This is a genomic window from Micromonospora echinofusca (assembly GCF_017614955.1).
Lineage (GTDB): Bacteria > Actinomycetota > Actinomycetes > Mycobacteriales > Micromonosporaceae > Micromonospora > Micromonospora echinofusca_A.
Genome location: NZ_WVUH01000353.1, coordinates 1 through 7,106 on the forward strand (window position 1 = coordinate 1; position 7,106 = coordinate 7,106).

Consider the following 7,106-nt stretch of genomic DNA (forward strand, 5'->3'; position numbering starts at 1 on the left):
GAGGTGTATAAGAGACAGGCCGACAGGTCAGCCGCGCCGGGCCCGGCGGGTGCGCCCCGGTCAGCCGCGACGGGCCGGGCCGGGCCGGTGCGCCCCGGTCGGCCGCGACGGGCGGGTCGGCCGCGGCAGGCCGGTCGGTCAGCTGACGGGTCGGCCGGCGTGGATGGCGCGGACCGTGTCGATGGTGTCGGCCTCAGCAGCGCTCTTGTCCTCCCGGTAGCGGACCACCCGGGCGAACCGGAGTGCCACCCCGCCCGGGTAGCGGGGGCTGGTCTGCACCCCGTCGAAGGCGATCTCCACCACCTGCTCGGGGCGTACCCGGACCAGCCATTCCCCCCGCTCGACCGCCAACCCCAGGAACCGTTCGGTCTGCCAGCGCAGCACCTCGTCGGTGAGCCCCTTGAACGTCTTGCCGAGCATCACGAACCCGCCGGTGGCCGGATCCCGGGCACCGAGATGCAGGTTGGAGAGCCAGCCCCGGCGCCGGCCGCTGCCCCACTCCACGGCCAGTACCACCAGGTCGAGGGTGTGCCGGGGCTTGACCTTGATCCAGGCCGCACCCCGCCGGCCGGCGTCGTACGGCGCGTCGGGTGCCTTGACCACGACACCCTCCTGGCCGGCGTCGACGGCGGCGGCGAACGCCTCGGCCGCCTGCTCGACCCGGTCCACCTCGACCCGGCCGACCAGCAGCGTCGGGTCGACGACGGCCGCGAGCGCCGCCCACCGGTCCCGGCCGGGCTGGTCGAGCAGGTCGGTGCCGTCGAGGTGGAGCAGGTCGAAGAAGTACGGGGTGAGCACCGTCGCACCGGTCGTGTCGGCTGCCGCGAGCACGGCCGGCGCGACCGGGGACGTGCCGTTGGTACTGGGGGTGGTCCGGCGGGCCGCCCGGCTCGACGTCTGCTGGAAGGGCAGCGGACGGCCGGTCTCGTCGAGCCCGATCGCCTCGCCGTCGAGGACCAGTTCCCGGGCCGGCAGGGCCCGCACGGTAGCCACCACCTCCGGCACCCGGGTGGTGATCTCGTCGAGACTGCGGGTGAACACGGCGATGTCCGAGCCGGAGCGGTGCACCTGGATACGGATCCCGTCGAGCTTGACGTCCACCACGGCGGGGGTACCGGTCGCGGCGAGCGCCTCGTCGACCGTGGGTGCGCTCTGTGCCAGCATCGGCGCCAACGGCCGCCCGACCCGCAGGGTGAACCCCTGGAGCGCGGCGGCACCACCGGTCAGTGCGGCGACCGCCACCGCCCGCAGGTCACCGGCGACCAGCAGCGCCCGCCGGACCAGGCTCAACGGCACGTCGGCCGCCCGGGCGACGGCATCGGCCAGCAGGCCCGCCTGGGCGCCCTGGCGCAGTTCACCGCTGAACAACCCGACCAGCATGCGCTGCTCGTCGACGGTGGCGGCGGCGAAGAGCGCCTGGAGCAGCTCCCGACGCCGGCTCTGCGAGCCCGGTCCGTGCAGCCCCGCCAACTCGGCGACGGCCGCGTCGACAGAGGCGACGGTCAGGGTCGGTACCGCTGCCGGCGGGGGCAGTTCCCGCAGGCTGGCGTACCCCACGCCGGTCTGCCGTTGCCGCAGCTCCCCGGCGAGGTAGCCGGACCCGGCGGGCAGCTCGTCGGGGTCGAGGTCCCGCAGGGCGGCGGCCAGCAGGTCGACCTTGGCCCGTCGACTGGTGGTCGCGCCGACCGCGGCGGAGGTGGCTGCCAGATCGAGGAACCGCACGGGCCCCATCCTGCCAGCCACCACCGACGGCGGTGTCGCCTCCGCGCAGGTCAGGCGGAGACGGGCTCCTCGATCCGCAGCCCCCGGGCCCGCACCTCGTCGGCGATCCGGGAGAGCAGCGCATCGAGCGTGCAGAGGGCGACGGAGAGCTCACCGAGCTGCTCCCGGAGCGTGTCCTCTGACCACGCGGAGACGTGGACGTCCCCCAGGGCACTGATCGCGGCGTCGAGCCGCGCGATCGCTTCATTCGAACGCATGTTCGACAGGGTAACCCAGCGGACCGCTCCGTGCCCCGTTTTCGCCCGCGTTTCTCCAGGCCAGTCCACATGTCCGGGCCGGTCCACGCGGAGCAGCAGGGCCTGGAGGAGGGCCGGACCGTCCGGTCCGACCCCCTCCGGGCGGATCAGTCGGCGCTGCCTCCCGCGCGGGCCACGTTCGCCAGCAGCAGGGCCTCGGCCAGGCAGGCGCGGGCGAACTCCCCCAGGTGCAGGCTCTCGTTCGGCCCGTGCGCCCGGGCGTGCGGGTCCTCCACACCGGTCACCAGGATCGCGGCCTGCGGGAACATCTCCTGGAAGGTGGCGATGAACGGGATCGAGCCACCGATGCCGATGTCGACCGGGTCGGTGCCGTCCCAGGCGGACCGGAATGCGGCCCGGGCCGCGTCGAACATCGGACCGGAGGCGTCGATGACACACGGGTCGCCGTCGTGCTCGAAGGTCACCGTCACCTGCGCGCCCCAGGGTACGTTCTTCTCCAGGTGCGCGGTGAGTGCCGCGTACGCCCGCTTCCGGTCGTCACCCGGGGCGAGCCGCAGGCTCAGCTTGGCTTTGGCCGTCGGCACCAGGGCGTTCGGCGCCTCGTTGGTGGGCGGCGCATCGATGCCGAGGACGTCCAGCGCCGGCTTCGACCAGATCCGGTCGGTGAGCCGGCCGGAACCGATGAAGGAGACCCCGTCGGCCAGGCCCGCCTCGGCCCGCAGCCGGTCCTCCGGATAGTCGACGGTCGCGGTCTCCCGGGCGACCAGCCCGGCGACCGCGACGTTCCCGGCATCGTCGTGCAGGGTGGCGATCAGCCGGGCCAGCGTGGTCAGCGCGTCCGGGACCGCCCCGCCGAACATGCCGCTGTGCACGGCCTGGCCGAGGGTACGGACCTCTACGAAGCAGTTGACGATGCCGCGCAGCGAGGTGGTCAGGGCCGGTACGCCGACGTCCCAGTTCGTCGAGTCGGCGATCACGATGACGTCGGAGGCGATCTCGTCCCGGTGCTCGGCCAGCAGCCGCTCCAACGAGTCGGAGCCGTACTCCTCCTCGCCCTCGATGAACAGGACCACGCCGACCGGCAGGGCGTCACCGAACGCCCGCAGCGCCGCGACGTGCGCCATGATGCCGGCCTTGTCGTCGGCGGCGCCGCGCCCGTACAGCCGCCCGTCCCGCTCGACCGGCTCGAACGGCTCGCTCTCCCAGAGCGCGCGGTCACCCACCGGCTGCACGTCGTGGTGGGCGTAGAGCAGCACGGTCGGCGCACCGGGCGGCGCCGGACGCTTACCGATCACCGCGGGCTGCCCGCCCGAGCGGACGATCCGTACGTCCAGGTTGCAGCCACGCAGCAGCTCGGCCACGGCCTCGGCGGAGCGCTCGACGTGCGAGTGGTCGAAGCCGTCGAACGCGATGCCCGGGATACGGACGAGTCGTTCCAGGTCGGCGCGGACGCCAGGGAGTTCCCGCTCGACGGCGGCCCGCAGCTCGGCTTCGGTCAGGGTCGGAATGGTCATGACCGAGATGGTATTCCGGCCTTACCTCGCCGTAGGGGGCCGGACCGACCGACGCGAACCGCAGGACCGCCCGGACGACCCGTCGGACCGCCCGGAGAACCCGTCGATCTGGCCGGGCGACCCGTCGGACCGACCTGCCGGGCCGGCGATCCGGACGTAGCAGCGTTCCGGATCGTGCGGCACCTCCGGCGCACCGTCAACCACGAGGTCCGCGTGTCGCCGGGTGGCCTCGGTGGCGAAGTGGGCCCGCTCGTTGCGGCGCCAACGGACCAGCGCGGCGGCCACCTCCGCCCCGTCCCGGGCCAGGGCACGCGCCACCCGCAGCCGGGTGGGCGCGGTGACGAAAACCGCGAGGCTCAGCTCCGCCCGGATCGCGGACCGGGCCACCCCCACCCCCTCCAGCAGCACCACCGGCGCGGGTGGCACCGGCACCCGGCGCGGGGTGAAACACCGCCGGACCCAGCTGTACCGGTGGTAGCCACCGGGTTGCCCGCCTCGCAGCGGAGTCAGCACCGCCTCCTCCAGCCGGGGCCAGAAGGTGAACTGATCGGTCCAGCCGTCCAGCAGGTCGTCGGTGTGCACCACCGGGGGCGGGCCGCCGGGCAGGGCGGCGAGGGCGACGGCCAGCCGGGCCGCGAACACGGTCTTGCCGGCCCCGCTCGGCCCGTCGACGGCGACCAGTCGGGTACGCCCCAACCGCGCCGGGGCCGCCAGCACCCGCTCGGCGAGTCCGGCGTACGACTCGACCACCCGGACCGACCGGCCGCTCATGCCCCCGGCCCGCTCGTCCCAGCCGGCCCGCGCCGCACCGTCGGCCGGCTCCGCACCGTCGGCCGGCTCATGTCTCCGGCCCGCTCATGTCGGCAGGGGCGGTGCGCCGGGCGGAACGAACGGCAGGCCGGCCGGGCAGCCCTCGTCGACCAACCGCCACAGCGCGGCGGTGTCGAGGTGTTCCTCGACCAGGTCCCCGAGCAGGTCGAGGGCCCGCTCCCGGACCGCCTGGAACGAGGTGTCCGGGGCGACCCGGAAGCCGGTACGCCCGGCCTGTCGGGCCGCTTCGGCGAGGAACCGGCGACGGAACCCGTCCCCCTCGAAGGCGCCGTGCCAGTGGGTACCGGCCACGTTGCCGAGGACCGCCCCTTCCCCGCGCCCGTCGGCGTACCTGAGCAGCGGCACCAGCCCCGGATCGGCCCGGGAGACGTACCCGTGGTGGATCTCGTACCCGGAGACCGGGACGTCCCCGCCGGCCGTGCCGGACGACCGGGTGACGGTCTTTTGCGCGGCAAAGGTGACCTCGACGGGCAGCAGGCCCAGCCCGGGTACGCTGCCCCGCCGGCTCTCCACCTCGTCGTGGATCGCCCGGCCGAGCATCTGGAAGCCACCGCAGATGCCGAGCAGTGGCCGCCCGGCGGCGGCGTGCGCGCGTACCGCGTCGGCGAGGCCGGTCTCCCGCAGCCAGGCGAGATCGTCGACGGTGGATTTGCTGCCGGGCAGCACGACGAGATCGGCGGCGGCGATCTCGGCCGGTTCGACGGTCAGCCGTACCCGGACACCCGGCTCGGTGGCGAGCGCCTCCACGTCGGTGGCGTTGGAGATGCGGGGCAGCCGGACGACGGCGACGTCCAGCCACTCGGTGCCGACGGGTGCCGCCGGTCGACCGAGTACCCGTCCGTAGGCGAGGGAGTCCTCGGCATCCAGCCAGAGGTCGAGGTGCCAGGGCAGCACCCCGTACGTCGGCCGCCCGGTGACCGAGGTCAGCATGTCCAGTCCCGGGGCGAGCAGGCCCCGGTCCCCCCGGAACTTGTTGATCACGAAGCCGGCGACCAGGGCCTGGTCGGCCGGCTCCAGCAGGGCGACCGTGCCGAAGAGGGCGGCGAACACCCCACCCCGGTCGATGTCGCCGACCACGATGGTGGGCAGGTCGGCGTACCGGGCCAGACCGAGGTTGACGTAGTCGCTGCTCCGCAGGTTGATCTCCGCCGGGCTGCCCGCCCCCTCGCAGACCACCACGTCGTACGCCTCGCGCAGCTCGTCGAGCGCCGCGAACGCGGTCTGCGCCAACCGGGGTCGCAGACTGCGGAAGTTCCCGGCGGTGACCGTGTCGACCGCCGCGCCGAGCAGTACCACCTGACTGGACAGGTCGCTGCCCGGTTTGAGCAGGACCGGGTTGAACCGCAGGTCCGGTTCGACCCCGCAGGCGGCGGCCTGCATGGCCTGGGCCCGGCCGATCTCCCCACCCCGGCCGTCCGGTCCGACCACCACCGCCGAGTTGTTGGACATGTTCTGCGCCTTGAACGGCGCCACCTTGACGCCCTGCCGGTACAGCCACCGGCAGATGCCGGCGGTGAGCACGCTCTTACCGGCGTCCGAGGTGGTACCGGCGACCAGCAGTCCCCCGCTCACGGGGCCGGCCGTCCCGTGCCGCCCCGGACGCACCGGACGAGCCGGGCGAGCCCGGGGGTCGCCACGGCGACTCCGGGTACGGTCCTGGCGAGTCGGCGGACCGTCACGGCGAGCCCGGGGAGCGCCACGGCGAGCCCGACCGAGCCGGCCAGTGCCGCCAGCCCCACCGCGCCCGAGAGCCGGGTCGCCCGCCTGATGTACCGGGCCTCGGGCCGGGGACCGTCCCCGAGGAACGGCCGCACCTCCGAGCGTCCGAAGTAGACGTTGCGCCCACCGAGCCGGACCCCGAGCGCGCCCGCCATGGCCGCCTCGCACTGCCCGGCGTTCGGGCTGGGATGGTCGTTCCGGTCCCGCAGCCAGACCCGCCAGGCCCGGTCGCGGTCCCCGTCGGCGACGGGCGTCAGCGCGATGGTGAGCAGCCCCGTCACCCGGGCCGGGACCAGGTTGAGCACATCGTCCAAGCGGGCGGCCGGGGTACCGAACCGGGCGTACCGCGCCGACCGGTGCCCGACCATCGCGTCCAGGGTGTTCGCCGCCCGGTACCCGAGCAGTCCGGGCAGCCCGGCCACCGCACCCCAGAACAGCGGCGCCACCACCGCGTCCGAGGTGTTCTCGGCCACCGACTCGATGGTGGCACGGGCCAGTTCCGACTCGTCCAGCGTCGACGGGTCCCGGCCGCAGAGGTGCCCGAGCCGGCGGCGGGCGGCCGGCAGGTCACCGCCGGCGAGGGCGCGACGCATCAGGTCCGCCTCACGGTTGAGGGTCCGGCCGCCGAGGACCGTCCAGGTACCGGCGGCCACGAGGGCGGCCCGCGCCACCGGATGCCGACGGGTGACGGCGGCGGCAACCGTACCGGCCAGCACGGGCACCCCGACCGCCAGCGCGGTGAAGGACGCTCCGGCCCGCCGCTCCGGCCGGTACAGCCGCTGCTCCAGCAGCCCGGCGAACCGTCCGAACCCGGCCACCGGATGTCCCCGCCGTGGGTCCCCGAGCCATGCGTCCAGCGCGTACCCGGCCAGCAGCCCGGCAGCGTTCGCCACTGCGGCTGTCCTCCTGCGCACCCCTACCACCCCCGCCCGGAGCCTAGACGAGTAAGTCCTAACGGTCCCGGGGCTGCGGCATAGGCGAAGGGTGTTGAAGATCCGTTTGTGACGACAGACCTCAACACCCTTCTGACCGCACTGTACGTGAAGATCGACGACTGGCTCGG

The 7,106-nt window shown here is 74.3% G+C and carries 6 protein-coding genes; all 6 read right to left on the reverse strand.

The annotated features are described in order from the left end of the window. Window positions 1-138: 138 nt before the first annotated feature. On the reverse strand, window positions 139-1,731 hold the full coding sequence (locus tag GSF22_RS28140) for an ATP-dependent DNA ligase (protein WP_208816765.1): 1,593 nt from the start codon (window positions 1,729-1,731) through the stop codon (window positions 139-141). A gap of 41 nt (window positions 1,732-1,772) precedes the next feature. Next, complete coding sequence (locus GSF22_RS28145; RefSeq protein ID WP_208816766.1) at window positions 1,773-1,979, reverse strand: hypothetical protein; 207 nt, start codon at window positions 1,977-1,979, stop codon at window positions 1,773-1,775. Window positions 1,980-2,125: 146 nt separating this feature from the next. Next, window positions 2,126-3,478: a dipeptidase gene (locus GSF22_RS28150; protein ID WP_439957814.1), complete on the reverse strand. Its 1,353-nt coding sequence runs from the start codon at window positions 3,476-3,478 to the stop codon at window positions 2,126-2,128. Window positions 3,479-3,514: 36 nt separating this feature from the next. Then, window positions 3,515-4,264 carry a uridine kinase family protein gene (locus tag GSF22_RS28155; RefSeq protein ID WP_244454271.1) on the reverse strand — a complete coding sequence of 250 codons (750 nt, stop codon included), beginning with the start codon at window positions 4,262-4,264 and terminating at the stop codon, window positions 3,515-3,517. Between the two features lie 84 nt (window positions 4,265-4,348). Continuing rightward, window positions 4,349-5,896, reverse strand: a complete 1,548-nt coding sequence (locus tag GSF22_RS28160; RefSeq protein WP_208816768.1) for a cobyric acid synthase — start codon at window positions 5,894-5,896, stop codon at window positions 4,349-4,351. Continuing rightward, the gene (locus GSF22_RS28165) at window positions 5,893-6,957 is read right to left on the reverse strand and encodes a cobalamin biosynthesis protein (protein WP_307804394.1); all 1,065 of its coding nucleotides are present in this window, start codon (window positions 6,955-6,957) and stop codon (window positions 5,893-5,895) included. The genes GSF22_RS28160 and GSF22_RS28165 overlap by 4 nt, the downstream gene beginning before the upstream one ends. Between the last annotated feature and the right edge of the window lie 149 nt (window positions 6,958-7,106).